Source organism: Tundrisphaera lichenicola, assembly GCF_051175385.1.
Taxonomy (GTDB): Bacteria; Planctomycetota; Planctomycetia; order Isosphaerales; family Isosphaeraceae; genus Tundrisphaera; species Tundrisphaera lichenicola.
Map to the genome: position 1 here is coordinate 6,563,451 of NZ_CP195106.1, position 18,403 is coordinate 6,581,853.

Below are 18,403 nucleotides of genomic sequence, written 5' to 3' on the forward strand. Positions count from 1 at the left end.
AGGTGGGCCGCATGCGTCCAATCTTCTCCGGTCCCAGGTACGACGGGACGGATACGGGCGATCGCGCAATCGAAGATTACGAAGCGCTCTGGCAGGAAGGCCCTCCTTCGCTGGAGCGAGTGTGGGCCGAGATCGGCTCGACGCACTCGCTGAGGGTCCTGGGCTCGTTGATCAAGGTCGACCTCCAGAATCGATTCGATCGGGGCGAGCGGCCCACCGCGGGCGAATATCTCGACCGATTCCCTGAGCTCTCCGCCTCGGGCGACCGTGCGGTGAGCCTGATCTACGAGGAATTTTGCCAGCTCGAAGAGCGAGGCGAAAGCCCGGACTCCGGCGAGTTCTGCGAGCGATATCAGGCCTGGCAGGATTCGCTCCGCTCGCAACTGGATTACCACCGGAAGCTGAGCCAGATCGTCGGGCACGAGCCGGCCCCGCCCAAGTACCCGGAGCCGAACACCAGGTTCGCCAAGTACCACCTTCGATCCATCCTGGGGACGGGCGGTGCGGCCCGGGTCTACCTGGCGACGGACGAAGAGCTCGGCGGCCGGAAGGTGGCCTTGAAGCTGTCGGCCTCGATCGGCCGAGAGCCCTCGATCATGGCCAACCTCGACCATCGGAGCATCGTCCCGGTCCTCGACGTCACCAAGGCCGAGGACGGGCTTCGGGGGTTCTGCATGCCGTATCGTCCGGGGATCACCCTGGAGACTTTGATCCTCAGGCTGGGGAAAAAATCCGTCCCCCGGTCCGCCGAGGCGGTCTGGGACGCGCTGATGCTCTCGGACCCCTCGAAGGAGGGCGGCCCTCGAGATGAGAGGCCCGGCTGGGACGACTTCCCGCACAAGGGCTCCTATTCGGAGGCGGTCGCCTGGCTCGGGTTGGCACTCGCCAACGCCCTGGCCTATCTCCACAACCGGGGCGTCCTCCATCGCGACATCAAGCCGGCCAACATCCTGCTGGCCTACAGCGAAGGTCCGCAACTGCTGGACTTCAACCTGGCCCACGCCCCATGCGACCCGGAGCAGGCCCAGGCGGCCCTGAAGGGAGGGACCCTCCCTTACATGGCACCCGAGCAACTCCGGGCCTTCCTCGACCCCTCCGCCTGGTCCGAGGTCGAATCGCCCGCCGATCTCTACGCGGTGGGTCTGGTCCTCCGGGGCCTGCTCACCGGCCAACGCCCCGAGGTGCCGGACTCGAAACTGCCACTGACCCGCGCGATTCAGGCCCTCCATGATCGCCGATCCGAGCCCATCGTCCCGGTCCGACAGTTCAACCCGGGGGTGCCACCGACCCTCGAAGCCATCATCGCGAAGTGCCTGGAGTTCCGGCCCGAGGACCGCTACTCCGACGCGACTGAGCTGGCCGAGGATCTCCGACGGTTCCTCGATCGCCGGCCCATGAAGTATGCCGACAACCCCTCGACCATCGAGCGGACCGTCAATTTCATCTCCAGGAACCGGATCCTCACCCTGACCTTGCTCTTCCTGATCGTCGCGGCCTTGGCAGTTCGACCGATCCTGAAGCTCCTCCCGCCGAAGCCCATCGCCGAGATTGCCATCGAACTGGCCGACACTCCCGAATTCCGCAAGGCCGTGGCCGAACTCGACTCGGGCGACCCGGAGTCCTGGGCCCGCGCCCGAGACACCTTCCATCGTCTGGCCGAGGCGCATCCCGACCTGGCCATGCCCATCCTTTATGAGTCGGTCGCGATGGAGAAGGTCGAGAAGTACCGGAAGGCCAAGCCCAAGCTTAAGGAGAGCAGTGCGAGGTTGGAGGAGGCCAGCAAGAAGCCCGATTTCTCCGTGGCCCTGGACCGAAGACTTCGCGAAGACCGCCGATCGTCCACCCTCCTGGCCAGGAAAGGCCGGCTGATCGCCGGGACATCGGTCGATCTGTTGGTCCTTAAGGAGGCCCTCCCCTACTTCCAGAAGGCCCTCGAAATCGATCCCGACATGCTCCAGGCCCTCGGGGAGATCGCCGAGATTGAACGCCGGGTCGGGCTGGAGGACTCCGCGATCCGGCACCTCTACCACGCGCTCGAGGTTGCCAAGAAAGACCCTTATGAGCATCCGAAGGCCTTGACCTTCTCGCGGAAGCTCCTCCTGCCGCTGCTGACCCAGCGTGCCGATGCCCAGCTCGACAACAGCGAGACCACCGATGATCGACGGAAAGCCCGGCCGATGTTCCGGGAGGTCGAGCTTACCCTGAACGAGTTGCTCCTCTGCTGGGGCGAAGTGAAGCCCAGGGAGATCGAGTATTTCCGGGAGTATTATCGCGCCGCCATCGCTTCGGGCCAGGCTTCGCTCGAAGCCATCGCCCAGGAATTCGAAAAAGCCCGACAAGGCTTCTCGAACGCCAGGCTGATCCTCCAGAATCTCCAACCGCTGGTCGATGCGGATCGGGTCGATGGGCAGGATGTCCGCGAGAGCATCGGACCGATGCTCTCGAACATCGAAAAACGCTCTCGCAAGTTCCTCCCCGAAGCGACCTCCAGCAGGCCAGCGGAGGATTGAGCCCGCCTCGCGACCCCGTTCGATCCGGTCGGGGGATCGAATGGGGTCGCTCGCGCTTGGACCGGGCCGGCTGGTCTGGTAGGCTGGTCGCGAACTTCGAGGACGGGCGATCAGACCGAGGGACGTGATCGAGATGGCGACCGGATATGACCGAGTCCGACTGATCGGGCTCCTCCAGCGCGATGCCCTGAAGACGGGCACCTTCACCCTGGCCAGCGGCCGGACTTCCCATTACTACGTGGATGGTCGGACGGTGACCCTCTCGGCCGTGGGAGCGACGGAAATCGGGGCCGGGGTGCTGGATCTCATGGCCGACCTCCCCGAGGTCGCGGCCATCGGCGGCCTGACGATGGGGGCCGACCCGATCGTCGGCGCGGCCCTCGCGGTCGCCGGCGCGGGGTCTCGACCCGCCCTCAAAGGCTTCCTGGTCCGCAAGGAAGCCAAGGGGCACGGGACCGGCAAGCTGGTCGAGGGGCCGGTCGGGCCCGGGATGGATGTGGTGATCGTGGAGGATGTGGCCACCACCGGCAGTTCGGCACTCCAGGCGGTCGACGCGGCCGAGGCCCTGGGATGCCGGGTCGTCCGGGTGATCGCCCTGCTGGACCGGCTCGAAGGGGCCGCCGAGGCATTCGCCGCCCGTGGGCTCGACTTCCGGGCCCTGGTCACCATCCGCGACCTCGGGGTCGAACCCCTGCCCAGGCCCTGACGGACGGCACCCGCGGCCGAGGAGGGCCAGTCGGAGTGGAACGGAGTCTGCACCGCGAGCTCAAGGACCGCTACGGACCTCGGATCGGGGGACGATCCGAGGTCGTCGTCGGAGCTTACCGGGTCGACGCGATCGACCCCGAGGGCAGGCTCGTCGAGATCCAGTCGGCGCCGCTCGGGCGGCTCCGTGGGAAGCTCGATCGGCTCCTGCCCGACCACGAGGTCGTCGTGGTCCGGCCCGTCGTGGTGGCCCGCCGGATCATCCGACGCGACCGGGCCGAGGGGCCGGATCGAGAGGCCCGCAGGAGCCCCAAACGCGGGTCCCTGCTCGATGCCTTTGACGACCTGATCGAGCTGGCCCGGATCTTCCCCAACTCGAATCTCCGGATCGACTTGCTGGCAGTCGACGTCGACGAGATCCGGGCCCCGCGTCGTCGGAAGCCGGGCTATCTGGTCGTCGACCGTCTGCTCCGGGAGGTCCGCCAGACAGTCCCTCTCCGCGTGTCGGCCGACCTCTGGTCGCTCCTACCCGACGATCTTCCCGACCGCTTCACCACGGGCGAGCTGGCTCGGGCGATCGGACGGTCGGACGAATTCGCCCGGCGGGTGGCCTACTGCCTGAGAATGGGCGGGGCCGCCGAGGTGGTCGCCAAGCGGGGAAATAGCCGGGTCTTCGAGCGTCCCGCGGCCCTGATCGCTTGATGGCACGTGGTTGAGACCTCTCGGTGCACGCTCATTTGAAGGCGCGGGCCGAGGGTCCGGTCCCCTCGCGGGTCGAGGGATCGAGGCCGATGATCCGACCCTTGGGTCGGCTCCGGTCGACCAGGACCGCTCCCGTCTCGGTGGTCTCGGCGAAGCCCCGGTTGCCCAGCGAGTCCACGATGTCGACGCGGAAGTGGATCTTGGGGGGGCTGTTGGCGGGCAAGGCCCAGACATACTGCCCGGAGTTGTCGATGGGGGCTGGGGTGATCGGGACCCACTTGGCGTCGGGCTCGTCGGGCCGGACCGAGATCATGACCGAACGGGGGGCCGGGTGCGGGTCGTTGGCGTGCCAGGCGATCGTGATTTGCCCGCCGGTGATCCGGGGGGGGTCGAGCTTGATGGCCGGCCCGGAGGAGTCGACCTCGACGATGGTCTCGGGCGGCTCGCCGGGGACGGGGGGCTGGTCGCCCTGATTGGCCGAGGACCGCGCGACCAGCTTCAGGCCGAAGGTCCCCTCGCCCCCCAGGTCGACCGGGAAGGGAGACTGGCGGTCGGGGTCCTCTCCCCGGCTGTACCAGGTTCGTCCGCCGTCGGTGGTCACCCATAGCTCGACGACCGCCGGGCCATTAGGACCGGGGTCCTCGACGAGGTACTGGAGCCCGAACTTGGGGTTGGTGACCAGGATCGGCGGGGCCGGACCCTCCGGTGCGGGTGCTCCGCCGCCGGCGGCCCCGGACTCGGCCGGGGCGAACGGGTTGAACTGGCCAACCGGCTGAGTCGTCCGGGCCGGAGTCATCGCCGGGGGGTTGGCCGAGATAGGCCGGGGCGACTCTCGCTCGTTTTCGGACGAGGCGAAGGTGCTCCGGGGGGGAGGGACGTCCCCTTCCAGGCCCTGGCCCGGCCCGTTCATCGCCCCGGCGCTCGACGACCCGTCGGGAAGGTCGAGCGTCAGCATCCGGAGGTTCTTGGCCCGGTCGGCCACGTTCAGCCGGACCTTGATCGGTTCGGAAGTCCCGCAGTCCCACTTCTCCTGGCCGATCCGGGCCGGCTTGCGGATCGGAACCGGGGTCCAGTCGCCCCCTTCCACCTTGAACTCCAGGCGGAGCGATTCCAGGTCGATGTGGTCGTCCACGACCTCCCAGCGGACGGCGGCCACGCTCCCGCGTCTCGGGAGTGCGTCCAGATTCATCGCGGGGACCGTCGTGTCGACGATCACCTTCATGTTGGGCTCGACCTCGTCCACGTCGGAGGGGATCAGTCGGTTCTTGGTGTCGAGGGTCCGGACCGCGAACCAGTATTCGCCATCCTTCGGGGCTCGGAAGAAGAACGCCTGGGCGTCCGGGTCCTTGGCGTCGACCTTCTGCCATTCGCCTCCGTCGCTCGACGCCCAGAGCTGGATCTGCCTGGTCCGGGGCCGGTCGGCCGCCTCCATGTTGAAGGGGAGCCGGAAGGCCCGCTCCTTGCTGTAGAGCGTCTGGACCCTGGGATTGGCGGCGGGAGCAACTTGCGCGAGCGAGCCCCAGGCCAGGGCCAGGCCCAGCCCGATCGTCGCCAGTCGCTTGCCGCCCCGCCATCGGATCACGATTCGACTCTCCCCCAGACTCAGACTCGGGCTCGACCGACTCACTTCACGCGGATCGAGAGGCCCGCCCCTCAGCAATGGACCAGATCCATGCGGGTCTTGCCCGATCGGGCCCCCCCCAGGATCATGATCGACTCGCCCATTCGGTCACCACTCCCGAGTCGGACCCCTCGGCGCACCAGACCGCCCTGTCCGAGCTTATCGACCCTTCCGCGAAGTTGGCTTGAACCGAACCGCCCGAAGATGCGGATTATGCGGGCCAATCTCCCGGACTCGCGGTCCCCTCCGGGCCTCCAAGGCGGAGCAATCCCGGCTGTCGAACCGTCCAGGGGAGACTCTCCCGCTCGCCGGAGAATCCCAGGAGTGGCTTTGTTCCGCTCTAGAAGTGGCTTTGTTTCGACCAGGTCAGTTGGCTTCGTTCTGAAAACACTTGAATATTGGCAATTCCGGTAGGTTGGGTCGATCGCGGCGGGCTCAATCAAGTCGGACTGGTGGGGCTTGTCACGCTCGACCGAACCTACCTTCCCCGAATCCATATTCTTCTCATTTTCACAGTGAGAATACGGTTTCACTCCGCAAACCGCCCATCGGCCACTAGCCATTAATGCCCTAGGAAAAAGAGTTTGAGACAAAATCACAACCTCTACTTCGATCCACCTCAGGGCCTGGTTTGACCTTCGGAAGCGGCGAGAAATGGCTTCGTTTCGTCGAGACAAGATGGCTTTGTTTTGCGCCAGAAACCCTGGATCTAAGCCGGTCGAATGGGTTCGTTCCATCGAGGCACGAATGGGTTCGTTCCGACCGCCGCCCTCGGCTTCGGCCCAGGATGGAGTAGCGATAACTTTCGAGTTTTCGCAAAAGATTCCGAACAAAGGAGCACCCGTGGTCGGGGAGGCAGCCGATTGGTCGGCCCTTCCCGAATACTATCGCGGCCCGGCCTGGGTCTCGGACACACTAAGAATCGTCATCGTGAAAGCTTGTGGGTGCTCTGGGGACCGCCCTGGCGATGATCTACAGCCACAAAAACGATCCTTGTTACTCCAACTGATCATAGAGGGACCGCTCGAACCGATCGCCAAGCGTCGGAACGGGTGTGCCCAGGGATTCTGGGGGGTTGTGTTGGCGGAGCAAGCTCCGCCCGAGCAAAGCGGGAGCAAGCTCCCGCACTCCGAAGCCTCCGGCGGCATGATGGATGCGGTGATTACCCCAGAGCGACTAGGCCGCCTTGGAGTGCGGGAGCTTGCTCCCGCTTTAGGACTCGGAGCTCGCTCCGGGAGCCAACGTGACCCGATCCCCGAAAGAAAATCCCCGAGAATCACAGGGTAAGGGCCGAGCATGCCCGAGCAACGCTGGCGACCGGCATGATTTGCCTTCGCATCCTCGATAGCAATGCCAATTCGCCTCGTCTATGCCGAGAGCCCGCCAGTAACCAGGGAAAAATACCGCCAGGGAGTCGGTGATGGAACTATGTTCAGGCATCCTATCGCGAAGCGAATACCTGCGGGCGGTCGGGAGGGTGGTGGAGTTGCTGGCGACGGTCGGGATACCCGAGGTCCTGGTCGCTTACGGCTTCGGATGCGACTGCCCGGATGAGTTGCTCTACCAGGATGTTATGATCCCGTCCTCTGGACTTCCGGAATTCATCGTCGAGGCCGAGGCTGCGAATAACTACCGGGTCGGGCGGGATAATCTGCACGTCAAGGCCTCGGACGGGCGGGCTGAATTCCTACTCTGTCACGAATCCGACATTCATCTGGTAACCGAGGACGCCGAGTTGTTCGGCCGACTTCGTTCGACGTGGATGGCTGATGGTCACCGAGAGATCTACGAGCGGAACGGCGGAGAGTGGCGAAGGGTCTCGATGTTCTCCTCGAACGATGGGCCTTCTGATTGAGCCACCACAAGGCCACTCGATCACCATCGACAACGAATTTATTCACGTACATTTATCAATAATTTTCGGCAGCAACCCGACAAATCCTCGCATCAGGTGCTCCTCGTTCGTAGATCGCCCGATTTGCCGGTAGTACGCGATTCTCCGAGCACGGCGCGATTCGGGGCTGTCGTCCTGATCCTTATCAGTAGAGGTTGTTGACGTAGGCATCCTCGATCACTCGTTGGAGCGACTCGACCGACTCTCCTTCCAGCTTGGTCTGGTCGATCAGGATCTCGGCGAAGCAGGGGAGCGACGTCTCGCGGGCCCCTTCGCGGGCCTTCCAGAGCTTCGACCGGATCAGGGCCTTGGCGCAATGCAGGAAGCACTCCTCGACCTCGACGGCGATCCCGAGGGTCGGCACCTTCCCCTCCGCCGCCAGCGGGGCCAGCACTTCTTCATCCCGGATCACGCAGGCCCGGCCGTTGACGCGCAAGGTCTCGCCGAGTCCCGGGATCAGGAAGAGCAGCCCGACCCTCCCGGTCTCCAGGATGTTCCTCAGGCTGTCGACCCGGCGATTCCCCCGACGATCGGGGATGATCAGCGTCCGGGAATCGAGGACTTTCGCCAGGCCGTGGGCATCACCCCGGGGCGACACGTCGCACGAGCCATCGCGGCCGACCGTCCCGAGCAGCAGGAACGGCGACTCGGCGATGAACCGAATCATGTGCGGGTCGAGTTCCGTCAGTTGCTTCCGGAGGGCCAGCTCGCTCGGCTCGCCGATCAACCGGGTGAGCTCATCCGCCGACGTCACGACCTGTTTGAATTTTGCAGAATTCAAGTGAAGCTCCTTGAGAACGCAAGGTTATCCATCAACCGCGGCTTCAACGCGCGACGGCCAGCCCGACCACCGCCAGGAACGTGAGTTCTGCCAGCTCGATCAGCGCCCCGAGAGTATCCCCGGTCACACCGCCGATCTTGTGACGGGCCGACCGGGTCAGGATCATCGCGACGCTCAGGCTACCCAGGGCGGCCATCAGGCCAGGCCCCCCGCAGGCCAGGCTCCCCACCCCCAGGACGAGGACCCCTCCCCATCCGGCGTCGCGAGGGGTGGTGGCCTGGATGAGGAATCGACCGGTCCCATCGGGTCGGGCGGGGGGGGCCAGGCCCGCCGAGACCAGGACCAGCGACCGGGCCACCATCGGTGCGGCCAGCAGGACGAGCGCCCGGGAGGTCCCCCCCAGGCCCTCGATCGCGGCGAACTTGCCGACCAGGACCAGGATCAGGGTCGAGACGCCGAAGCTGCTGAGGTGCGGGTCGCGCATCGCGGCCAGCCTCCGGGCTGGGTCACCCCGGAGGAGGAGGCCGTCGGCGGTCTCGGCCAGGTCGTCGAGGTGGAGCCCGCCCGAGAGGATCGCGAGCGTGGCGACCAGCAGGAAGGCCGAGAGCCCGCTCGATGTCCCGTTCGCGGTCAGGGCCTCGCTCAGGGCGGCCAGGATCAGGCCAATCAAGGCGCCGACGACCGGGTAGGCAAACCGGGCGTCGGCCCGCCGAGCCGGGGTGGCCTCGTCGCCTCGGATCGGGACCGGGAAGATCGTCAGGGAGGCCAGGGCCAGGCGGAAGGCTCGGACGGCCCGGGTCATCGACTCGACGTTTCGCGGAATTTCCGGACGATCGCCGAATACTGAGAGGCCAGGTCGCGAAGCCGGTCGAAGTCGCCCGAGGCCACGGCCTTGGGCTCGACCAGCGAGCTACCCACGCCCAGGCAGCAGGCCCCGGCCTTGAGGAACGACTCGGCGGTGTTGAGGTCCACGCCGCCGGTGGGCATCATCCGGATCTGGGGCAGGGGCCCCCGGAGCGCCTTCAGATAACCGGGCCCGCCCAGGTCGGAGGGGAAGATCTTGACCACGTCGGCCCCGGCTTCCCAGGCGGTCACGACCTCGGTGGGGGTCAGGGCCCCGGGCATCACGGCCTTGTCGTAGCGCCGGCAGAGGCGGATCACGTCGACATTGGTCGAAGGAGAGACGATGTACTCGGCCCCCGCCAGGAGCGCGGCGCGGGCGGTTTCGGGGTCGAGCACGGTCCCGGCCCCCAGGACGATCGAGTCGCCCAGCTCCTGTCGGACCTGGCGGATCACCTCCAGGGCGTTGGGGACGGTGAAGGTGATCTCGGCGGCCGTGACGCCCCCCTCGGCCAAGGCCCGGACGACCCGGACGAGCTGGTCGGGCGACTCGGACCGGACCACCGCCACGATCCCTCCGTCCAGGATTCGCTTGAGGGTCGCATCTCGGCTCATCGGTCTGGGCTCCGTTTCACGGCTGGTCGTGGTCGGGGCCGGTCGGCCCGTTCCTCGACGATCATCCGGTCTTCGATGCTCGCGATCAAGCCCGAGGGCTCGGCCACCCGCTCGACATCCGCCTCGAATGCCCCGCTCTGAGCTTTCCATCGAGACCCGGAGCCACCCCCGAACGAACGAGTCCGCCCGTAGTCACTCCGAATGATCTGGAAGACTCGGCAGAAAAAAGCACGACCCTCCCGAATCGCCGCAAACCTTTCGGAAAGAAGGGCCTCGGACCCGAACCACGGGACCCACAAAAGTGTCCCAACCCGGAGAGATCGGGCGGGCGGGATTGACTTCGTTCGATTCGCAACTACCATGGTTCCGATTCAAACGAGGGTCGGCCAGGCCGGTGAGCCGAGGGCCTGGACCCGATCTCGGCCGTGTCGATCCCGGATGGGATCGGCGGGCCTCAGCGCGATCACCAACTCGACCGGGGCAGGACCAGTCCCCGGGGAGGGACCGGTGCGCGCTCCGATTTCCGGGAGGATTGGAAGTCATGCGACCGTTCGACCCCGTCTCCGTCCGCCTCGCTCGTCGATACTTGGTGGGCTCCGCGACGGCCCTGGCCTTGCTGGCCCTGGCGGGCTGCCAGAAGGCCGCGCCCAAGGTAGATCCCCCGGCCCCGACGGTCGGCGTGGTCGAGTCCCGACGGATGAACCTTCCGATCGAGGTCACGCCCAACGGGACCACCCGGGCCCTGGAAAATGTGACGATCCGGGCGAGAGTCCGAGGGTTCCTCACCGAGCGCCACTTCACCGAAGGCGCGATGGTCAAGCAGGGGGAACTCCTCCTGGTGATCGACGAGGAGCCGTATCAGGTGGCCCTCGAATCGGCCAGGGCCCGCCAGGCCGAGGCCGAGGCCGCGCTCAAGAAGGCCGAGGAATCGAAGGGGCGCGAGGTCTCGGCGGCCCAGGTGGAGGTGGACCAGGCCCAACTGCTGCTGGCGCAGATCCAGGAGCGGCGGAATCGGACGCTGGTCTCCCGGAGTGCCGGCTCGGCCGAGGATCTGGACAAGACCGAGGCCGACCGCAAGCGTTGGGAATCGCAGGTCCTGGCCGATCGGGCCCACCTGGACCAGGCCAAGGCCGACTACGCCGTGGGGATCGCCTCGGCCCAGGCCCAGATCTCGGCCGCCCGGGCCGCCGTCCGGGACGCCGAGATCAACCTGAGCTATTGCCGGATGCACGCCCCGCTGGACGGGCGGATCGGCGAGGCTAAGGTGAAGGTCGGCAACCTGGTCGGCCCCGACGCGAGCGGCGGGGGGGCGTACACCGACCTGGCCACGATCCAGCAGCTCGACCCGATGGGCGTGGATCTCCGGCTCAGCTCTCGCGACCTCGACCGGACCACGACCCTGATCGAGGGGGGCCTGGCCGTCAAGCTGACCCGCCAGGGGCCTTCGGGCGTGCTGGAACATCCCTTCGAAGGGGAATGCTTCTTCATCGACAACTCCGTCGACGAGACGACCTCGACCTTCCTGGCCAAGGCCCGGATCCCCAATCCCGGCGGCAAGCTCCTGCCGGGCGAATACGTCAAGGTCCGGATGGTGGTCGACCACCTCAAGGACGCCGTGGTGGTCCCCGCCCCCTCGGTCGTCGAATCCGACGTGGGTGCGGTCGTCTATGTCGTGGACGAGGCGGGCAAGGTGGCCGTCCGGAAGGTGACCGCAGGGCTGACCCAGGACGGGCTCCGGGTCATCACCAAGGGGCTGGACCCCGGGGCCTCGGTGATCGTCGACGGGCTCCAGATGATCCGCCCCGGGCTGCCGGTCAAGAGCGAGCCGGCCGCCCTCACCCGGCGCAATGCCGACGACTCCAAGGTCACCGCGACCGAGGCCGAGGCCTCGCCGAGATCCTGAAACCCGACACCCGAGCCCGATCGGACCCCCGGAGCCCACGACGCTCATGGTCGACTTCTTCATCCGACGGCCGATCTTCGCGACGGTCTCGGCCCTCTTGATGATCCTGATCGGCACGATCAGCGCGATCAATCTGCCGATCGCGCAGTATCCCCAGATCGTGCCCCCCCAGGTGCAGGTCTCCACGACCTACACCGGGGCCGATGCCCTGAGCGTCGCCCGGACGGTGACCACGCCGATCGAGCAGCAGATCAACGGCACCAAGGGGATGATCTACTACAACTCGGACAGCACCAGCAATGGTGTCTCGAACATCGTGGCCACGTTCGACGTCGGCTACTCGCAGGACATGGCGGCCGTCGACATCCAGAACCGGGTCCAGACGGCCCAGGCCCAGCTCCCGCCGGAGGTCAAGCAGTACGGCGTCTCGATCAAGAAGACCTCGACCGACATGGTCTGCGTAGTCAACCTGATCTCGCCCGACGGGCGCTACGACGCCAACTTCCTGGACAACTACGGCCAGATCTACGTCGCCGACATCCTCCGGCGGATCGACGGCGTGAGCGACGCCACGGTCCGGGGCCGCAAGTACGCCATGCGGATCTGGACCGACCCCGACCGCATGGCCAACATGAAGATCGCCCCGACCGAGCTGATCCAGGCGATCCAGCAGGAGAACGTCCAGGCCGCCGCCGGCAAGATCGGCAGCCGGCCGGTCCCCAACGGGCAGGACTTCGAGCTGCCGATCACCATCAAGGGGCGGCTGGAGAAGGCGGAAGAGTTCGAGGAGATCATCGTCCGGCGCGACGACGACGGCTCGATCGTCCGGGTCAAGGACGTCGCCCGGGTCGAGCTGTCCTCGGAGAACTACGAGTCGGCCACCTACATCGACGGCAAGCCGGCCGGCGGCATCCTGATCTTCCAGTATGCCGACGCCAACGCGCTGGGGATCATCGAGGATGTCCGCAAGGAGATGGACCAGCTCAAGGCGGGCTTCCCGGAAGGGCTCGACTACACGATCGTGTACAACACGACCGACTATGTGGACGAGAACATCAAGGAGGTCGAGCACACGCTGATCGAGTCGTTCATCCTGGTGATGATCGTGGTCTTCGTGTTCCTCCAGGGGTTCCGGGCCACGATCATCCCGATGCTGGCGATCCCGGTCTCGCTGGTGGCCACGTTCGCGGTCATGGCGGCGTTCGGGTTCTCGATCAACTCGCTGACGCTCTGCGGGCTGGTCCTGGCGATCGGCCTGGTGGTGGACGACGCGATCATCGTGGTCGAGAACGTCGAGAAGTTCCTGCACCGGGGCCTCTCGCCGCTGGCGGCCACCCGGGCCGCGATGGCCGAGATCACCACGCCGATCGTGACGATCACGCTGGTCCTGGCCGCGGTGTTCGTCCCGGTGGCGTTCATGCCGGGGATGACCGGCAAGCTCTACAACCAGTTCGCCATGACGATCGTCTTCTCGTTCGTCTTCTCTGCGTTCAACTCCCTGACCTTCAGCCCGGCGATGTCGCGGCTGTTCCTCCGCCAGAAGCACGGCGAGACGCGTTTCTTCCTGTTCCGCTGGTTCAACGCGGCCTTGAAGTGGATCGAGGATTCGTACGACTCGGTGCTCGAATGGACGGCCCATCACTGGTGGGTCATCGTCGTGCCCTCGCTGTTCCTGCTGGGGTTCACCGGGTGGATGATCGCCTCCAGGCCCAAGGCATTCATCCCGACCGAGGACCAGGGTTACGTGATCTGCGTGATCCAGACGCCCGACGGGACCAGCGGCGAGAAGACCGCTGCGGCCATCGGCCGGGTCGAGGCGATCGCCCGGGCTCAGGAGGGGGTCGCGCACACGGTCACGATCGAGGGGATGAACATCATCACCTCGGCCAACCAGACCAACTGCGGCGTGGTCTTCGCACGCTTGACCGACTGGCATGAGCGAAGCACGCCCGAGCTGCGGGCCGCCGGGCTGGTCCAGAAGCTCCAGCAGGACATCTCCTCCAAGGTCCGCGACGCCCGGGTCATGGTCCTCCAGCCGCCGCCGATCCGCGGCCTGAGCCAGACCGGCGGCCTGGAATTGATGATCGAGGACCGGGCGGGCAAGGGGGTCGACGTCCTCCAGAAGGTCGTGGACCGCTACCAGGACGAGGCCCGCAAGCGTCCCGAACTGGCCGGGGTCTTCTCGACCTACTCGGCGCGGGTCCCGCAGCTCAAGTTCGACATCGACCGGACCAAGGCCCGACGCCTGGACGTGCCGATCACCGACCTGTTCGTCACCCTCCAGGCCAACCTCGGCGGCTACTACGTCAATGACTTCGACCTCTACGGGAAGGTCTGGAAGGTGATGGTCCAGGCCGAGGGGGGCGTCCGGACCAAGCCCGAGGATATCGCCAACCTCTACGTCCTGAATCGGAAAGGGGACCGGGTCCCGCTCAGCTCGCTGGGCGAGGTCCGCTACGCCCTGGGGCCGATCGACGTGCCGCACTACAACATGTACGCCGCCGCCAAGGTCAACGGCGGGCCCGCCCCCGGCTTCAGCTCCGGACAGGCGCTCGCCGCGATGCAGGAGGTCGCCGACGAGGTCCTCCCCGAAGGGTTCGGGACCGAGTGGACCGGCACCACCTTGCAGGAGCAGAAGACCGGCAACCAGGCGATCTACATCTTCGCCCTGTCGGTGGTCTGCGTCTTCCTGTTCATGGCCGCCCTCTACGAGAGCTGGATCCGGCCCACGGTGATCATCCTGACGGTCCCCCTGGCCATGTTCGGTGCCGTCGTGGGGCTCTGGTACTACGACATGTCGCTGGACGTCTTCGGCCAGATCGGCCTGGTGATGCTCATCGGGCTGGAGACCAAGAACGCCATCCTGATCGTCGAGTTCGGCGTCGAGATGCGTCGAAAGCACGGGACGAGCATCCTGGAATCGGCCAAGGTGGCCTCCCGAGAGCGGCTCCGGCCGATCTTGATGACCTCCTTTGCCTTCGTCATGGGCGTCTTGCCGATGGCCCGGGCCACCGGCGCGGGGGCCTACAGCCGGAACTCGCTGGGGATCGTGATCGCCTTCGGGATCGCCATCAGCACCATCCTGGGCCGGTTCGTGATCCCGATCTATTACGTCCTGGGCGAACGGCTGATCGATTATTTGGCCCGGAAACGCGGGGATTCCGCCCAGAACGAACCAACCCCGATCGAGGAGCGAACTGAACATCACGCCCCCTCACGCGAAGAGGTCGAGGTGGCGGTCCATTGATTTTCCCAGCAGGGGTTGTTTTCCGGGGCTCCCGGCGCTAGGCTCGGACGATGGGGGTGCTCTCCACCCACCCCCATCATTTCGATCGGGGTGATGCCGTGTTGAGTTCGAAGCTGAGCGTTGGAATCCACATGATGACGATCTTCGCCATGAAGCCCGGCGAATCGCTCACCTCGGAGTTCATCGCCGGGAGCGTCAACACCAACCCAGTGGTGATCCGACGGCTCCTCGGCCTGCTCCGGGACGCCGGGATCGTCGAATCTCGGACCGGCGTCTGCGGGGGCTGGTCCTTGCTGCTGGCCCCCGAGCGGATCACCCTGCTCGACATCCTCCGGGCGGTCGAGCCCCACAACCAGATCTTCGCCCTCCACCGGAGCGAGCCCAGCCCCGATTGCCCGTGCGGCCTGCACATCCAGGGCGTCCTGACCGAGGTCTACGACAAGGTCCAGGAAGGCATGACCCGGCAGCTCCAGAGCATCAACATCGCCTGCATCACCGGAAGGATCCGGGACCGGATGGCAGGGGCAGGGTTGGTGGATCCGGCCCATCCACCCGAGAAAGTCGGAGGCGAGTCGACGGCACACGGCGTCGAAGCCGGCTGCTGACTCGATCGGGACGAAAGGCCGTTCGAGTCTCGCCAACCCCTAGGCCATCCGCCGTCTCGACCGTCAACCGAAGACCGTTTCCTCGGAATCGACCACACCAAGGCCCGGGCCAAGGCCGACAGCCCGATCCGGCAGGAACGCGATCTCGCCGGTGGCGACGTCATACATCGCCCCGACGATCGCGATGCGTCCCTGGACGACGAGGTCGTTCAGCGTCCGGCTCTGGCGGAGGATCTGCTCGACGATGTGCTCGACGTTCCGCCAGGCCACCGCGTTGACGATCGGTTCTTTTTCCTCCTGGGTGAGCTGGTCGAAGACCCGGAGGGTCTCCGGATCGATCGAACGCTGAATCTCCTCGAGGATCGGGGCGAGATGCTGGCAGCCGGTCGCCCGCTCGATGGATTCGTGCGAGGTGGCCAGTTGGACGGCGGCGGTCACCGCGCCGCAACGGGTATGCCCCATGACCAGGACGAGTTTCGCCCCGGCCGCGGCGCAACTGTATTCGATGCTGCCCAGGACCTTCCGGCTCACCACGTTCCCGGCGATCCGGACGCTGAACAGGTCCCCCATCGACGCGTCGAAGATCAATTCGGCGGGCGTCCGCGAGTCGATGCAGCCCAGGACCACGGCCAGCGGATGCTGCCCGAGGGCCGTGTTGCTGACGAGCCGCCCGTGGTCCCGGGTCAGCCGATGCCCCGCGCGGAAACGTTCGTTCCCCTCCTTCAGGAGGTCCAGGACCTGCTCGGGGGTGATCGACTTCTGGATCTCGCGAGTGGAATAATCCGCGTAGCGCGTCTGGTCGCGGAGCTGGTACTTCTGCCGGAATCCGATCAGGCTGACCTGGACCCCTCGGGCCGGGCCGCGTTGGTGCTCGAAGTCCCGGATCAGGCTCAGGAGGTCGGGGTCGATGTAGTCGGTATTTCTGGCATCCAGGAGGACATGGCCCCCGCTGGGGATCCCGTCGAGCGCCAGATCCAGCGCGGCCCGGTTCAGGAAGCTCACCTGGTTGGCCAGCTCGATCCGCGTCACCTCGCCCCCGAGGTGCTTCTCGACGACCCGACGGAGCGGACGCCGGACGTTGCTCCGGAGGATGAAGCCGATGCTCACCGTCATGCCGATCAACAGGCCGATCAGCAGGTCGGTCAGGAGGATCGAGGCCACCGTCATCGCGAACGGGATGAACTGGTAGCGTCCCTCATGCCACATCTGCCGGACCAAGGCGGGGCTCGCCAGCTTGACGCCGGTGACCAGCAGGATGGCGGCCAGGCAAGACAGCGGGATCATGTTCAGCCAGGACGGAAGCTCCACGACGCTCACCAGGAGCAGGAGACCGTGGACGATCGTGGATCGCTTGGTCCGGCCCCCGGCGTTGATGTTTACCGAGCTTCGGACGACCACCGAGGTGATCGGGATCCCGCCGATCATCCCGGCCGCGATGTTGCCGATCCCCTGGGCCACCATCTCCCGGTTGGGGGGCGAGGACCTTCGTTTCGGGTCGAGCTTGTCGGCGGCCTCCAGGCTCAGGAGCGACTCCAGCGAGGCCACCGCCGCGATCGTCAGGGCGGCCGTATACACCGCCGGATTGGACCACTGCGAGAAGTCGGGCATCTGTAAGAGATCGAGAAATCCCGCCAGACTCTCCGCCACCGGGACCTGCACCAGGTGGCCCGGCCCGATCTGCCAGGGGGCCCCGATCCGCCGGAAGGCCAGGTTCATCCCGACCCCGAGCATCACCACGACCAATGGGGCGGGCAGGCCCAGCCGCTTCAGGGGCGTCCATCGGTCCCAGAGGATCAGCAGGGCGATCGACAGGAGTCCGATCGTCGCCGCCCCGGGATGGAGATCGCCGATCGTCTGGATCAGCTCCGAGAAGGTGTTCTGGCGGTCCGGCTGGAAGAACGACATCTCCCCTTCCGGGTCGGGGTCGTGGCCCAGGATGTGAGGAACCTGCTTCAGGATCAGGATCAGGCCGATCGCCGCCAGCATGCCCTTGATCACGCTCGAAGGGACGAAGGCCGAGATCGAACCGGCCCGGACGATCCCCAGAACCACCTGGATCATCCCCGCGACGACAAGGGCCAGCAGGAAGGCCCGGAACGAGCCGAGCGTGACGATCTGCACCGCCACGATCGCCATCAGGGTATTCCCCGGCCCGCTCACGCTCGTGTGCGATCCGCTCAGGATGCCCACAAGGATCCCGCCGACGATCCCGCCCAGGACCCCGGCGAACAGCGGGGCATTCGAGGCCAGGGCCACTCCGAGGCATAACGGAAGAGCGACCAGGAACACGACCAGCCCGGCCGCCAGGTCCTGTCGGAGGCCGGAAGACTTCATGAGATTCATCCGAGATCACCCCAGAAATGAGCGAGCTTCAAGATCACAGGTATGGATTTAATCAACAGGAACGACGACCCGGTCGGCCCTGCCGCGCCGGGAACTCAAGCCTGGAATCCGACGGCCGACCGGCCAGGCCCGAGGAACGAGCAGGCGCGGATCGGGCGACATTTGCAGGATCGGGGATCGTGCGAAGGGGGAAGGGCAGGGCGGCGGGATCAGCAGGTCAGCGAGCGGAGATGGAGGCGGAGGGCCCGCCCATCGGCCAGGAAGTGACCGGGAGGAGGAGGGGGTTCGGCGAGCGTCGGGGCCCGGAGCGCGGCCGGTCGGAGGGGCAACAGGACCGAGGGGGCTTCCACCCGACTCGCCTGGACGTATCGCCGAACGAGGAGACCCTCGGCGAAATTCGACTCCTCGGACGTCTCGGGGTCACTCGGGGGTGCATCCTCGGGGGCGGAATCCTCGCGAGCGGCACCCGTCGGGACGGTCGATCCTTCCCGGAAGACGGAAGGGGCCGGGCCGCACAGGGCCATCGTGAGCAGGGCCAGGAGGCCCAACTGCCCCAGCCGGATCATCCGTCGCGAGGTGAAGAACGAATTCAAGACGATCCTCCCTGTGCGCCGAAGGCCCGACCGGAAATAACAAC

The 18,403-nt window shown here is 66.3% G+C and carries 13 protein-coding genes; 7 read left to right on the top strand and 6 right to left on the bottom strand.

All coding sequences use genetic code 11. From position 1 onward, the window contains the following. The first annotated feature begins 11 nt into the window (after positions 1-11). From P12x_RS25845 to P12x_RS25855, 3 genes are all read left to right on the top strand, one after another. Positions 12-2,510, top strand: coding sequence for a protein kinase domain-containing protein (locus P12x_RS25845; protein WP_435007906.1), 2,499 nt, complete (start codon positions 12-14; stop codon positions 2,508-2,510). Positions 2,511-2,643: 133 nt separating this feature from the next. Beyond that, positions 2,644-3,216 (top strand): orotate phosphoribosyltransferase, encoded by a 573-nt coding sequence (gene pyrE, locus P12x_RS25850; protein WP_435007907.1) that lies wholly within the window; start codon positions 2,644-2,646, stop codon positions 3,214-3,216. Between the two features lie 35 nt (positions 3,217-3,251). After that, positions 3,252-3,917 carry a hypothetical protein gene (locus P12x_RS25855; RefSeq protein WP_435007908.1) on the top strand — a complete coding sequence of 222 codons (666 nt, stop codon included), beginning with the start codon at positions 3,252-3,254 and terminating at the stop codon, positions 3,915-3,917. 31 nt (positions 3,918-3,948) lie between these two features. Here the strand turns inward: P12x_RS25855 and P12x_RS25860 are convergent, their stop codons facing one another. Then, complete coding sequence (locus tag P12x_RS25860) at positions 3,949-5,499, bottom strand: hypothetical protein (protein ID WP_435007909.1); 1,551 nt, start codon at positions 5,497-5,499, stop codon at positions 3,949-3,951. A 1,459-nt stretch (positions 5,500-6,958) separates the two neighbouring features. Between P12x_RS25860 and P12x_RS25865 the strand changes: the two genes are divergently transcribed. Continuing rightward, positions 6,959-7,393 carry a hypothetical protein gene (locus P12x_RS25865; RefSeq protein ID WP_435007910.1) on the top strand — a complete coding sequence of 145 codons (435 nt, stop codon included), beginning with the start codon at positions 6,959-6,961 and terminating at the stop codon, positions 7,391-7,393. A 184-nt stretch (positions 7,394-7,577) separates the two neighbouring features. On the opposite strand, the gene P12x_RS25870 is transcribed toward P12x_RS25865, so the two are convergent. From P12x_RS25870 to P12x_RS25880, 3 genes are read right to left on the bottom strand one after another with little or no spacing between them, the layout of a single operon-like run. Next, positions 7,578-8,213 carry a pyridoxamine 5'-phosphate oxidase family protein gene (locus P12x_RS25870; protein WP_435007911.1) on the bottom strand — a complete coding sequence of 212 codons (636 nt, stop codon included), beginning with the start codon at positions 8,211-8,213 and terminating at the stop codon, positions 7,578-7,580. A 43-nt stretch (positions 8,214-8,256) separates the two neighbouring features. Further along, a complete protein-coding gene (cobS, locus tag P12x_RS25875; protein WP_435007912.1) occupies positions 8,257-9,015 on the bottom strand; it encodes an adenosylcobinamide-GDP ribazoletransferase in 759 nt (252 codons plus the stop codon). Continuing rightward, on the bottom strand, positions 9,012-9,668 hold the full coding sequence (locus P12x_RS25880; RefSeq protein WP_435007913.1) for a bifunctional 4-hydroxy-2-oxoglutarate aldolase/2-dehydro-3-deoxy-phosphogluconate aldolase: 657 nt from the start codon (positions 9,666-9,668) through the stop codon (positions 9,012-9,014). Before P12x_RS25880 ends, cobS begins: the two co-directional genes overlap by 4 nt. Positions 9,669-10,209: 541 nt before the next feature. On the opposite strand from P12x_RS25880, the gene P12x_RS25885 reads away from it, so the two are divergent. From P12x_RS25885 to P12x_RS25895, 3 genes are read left to right on the top strand one after another with little or no spacing between them, the layout of a single operon-like run. Beyond that, positions 10,210-11,571, top strand: a complete 1,362-nt coding sequence (locus P12x_RS25885; protein ID WP_435007914.1) for an efflux RND transporter periplasmic adaptor subunit — start codon at positions 10,210-10,212, stop codon at positions 11,569-11,571. A 46-nt stretch (positions 11,572-11,617) separates the two neighbouring features. Then, positions 11,618-14,818 carry an efflux RND transporter permease subunit gene (locus P12x_RS25890; protein WP_435007915.1) on the top strand — a complete coding sequence of 1,067 codons (3,201 nt, stop codon included), beginning with the start codon at positions 11,618-11,620 and terminating at the stop codon, positions 14,816-14,818. Between the two features lie 50 nt (positions 14,819-14,868). Then, the gene (locus P12x_RS25895) at positions 14,869-15,423 is read left to right on the top strand and encodes an Rrf2 family transcriptional regulator (protein ID WP_435007916.1); all 555 of its coding nucleotides are present in this window, start codon (positions 14,869-14,871) and stop codon (positions 15,421-15,423) included. Positions 15,424-15,486: 63 nt separating this feature from the next. Here the strand turns inward: P12x_RS25895 and P12x_RS25900 are convergent, their stop codons facing one another. Further along, a complete protein-coding gene (locus P12x_RS25900) occupies positions 15,487-17,766 on the bottom strand; it encodes a bifunctional SulP family inorganic anion transporter/carbonic anhydrase (protein WP_435007917.1) in 2,280 nt (759 codons plus the stop codon). A 209-nt stretch (positions 17,767-17,975) separates the two neighbouring features. After that, entirely contained in the window at positions 17,976-18,359 is a 384-nt protein-coding gene (locus P12x_RS25905) for a hypothetical protein (protein ID WP_435007918.1), read from the bottom strand. Positions 18,360-18,403: the final 44 nt, after the last annotated feature.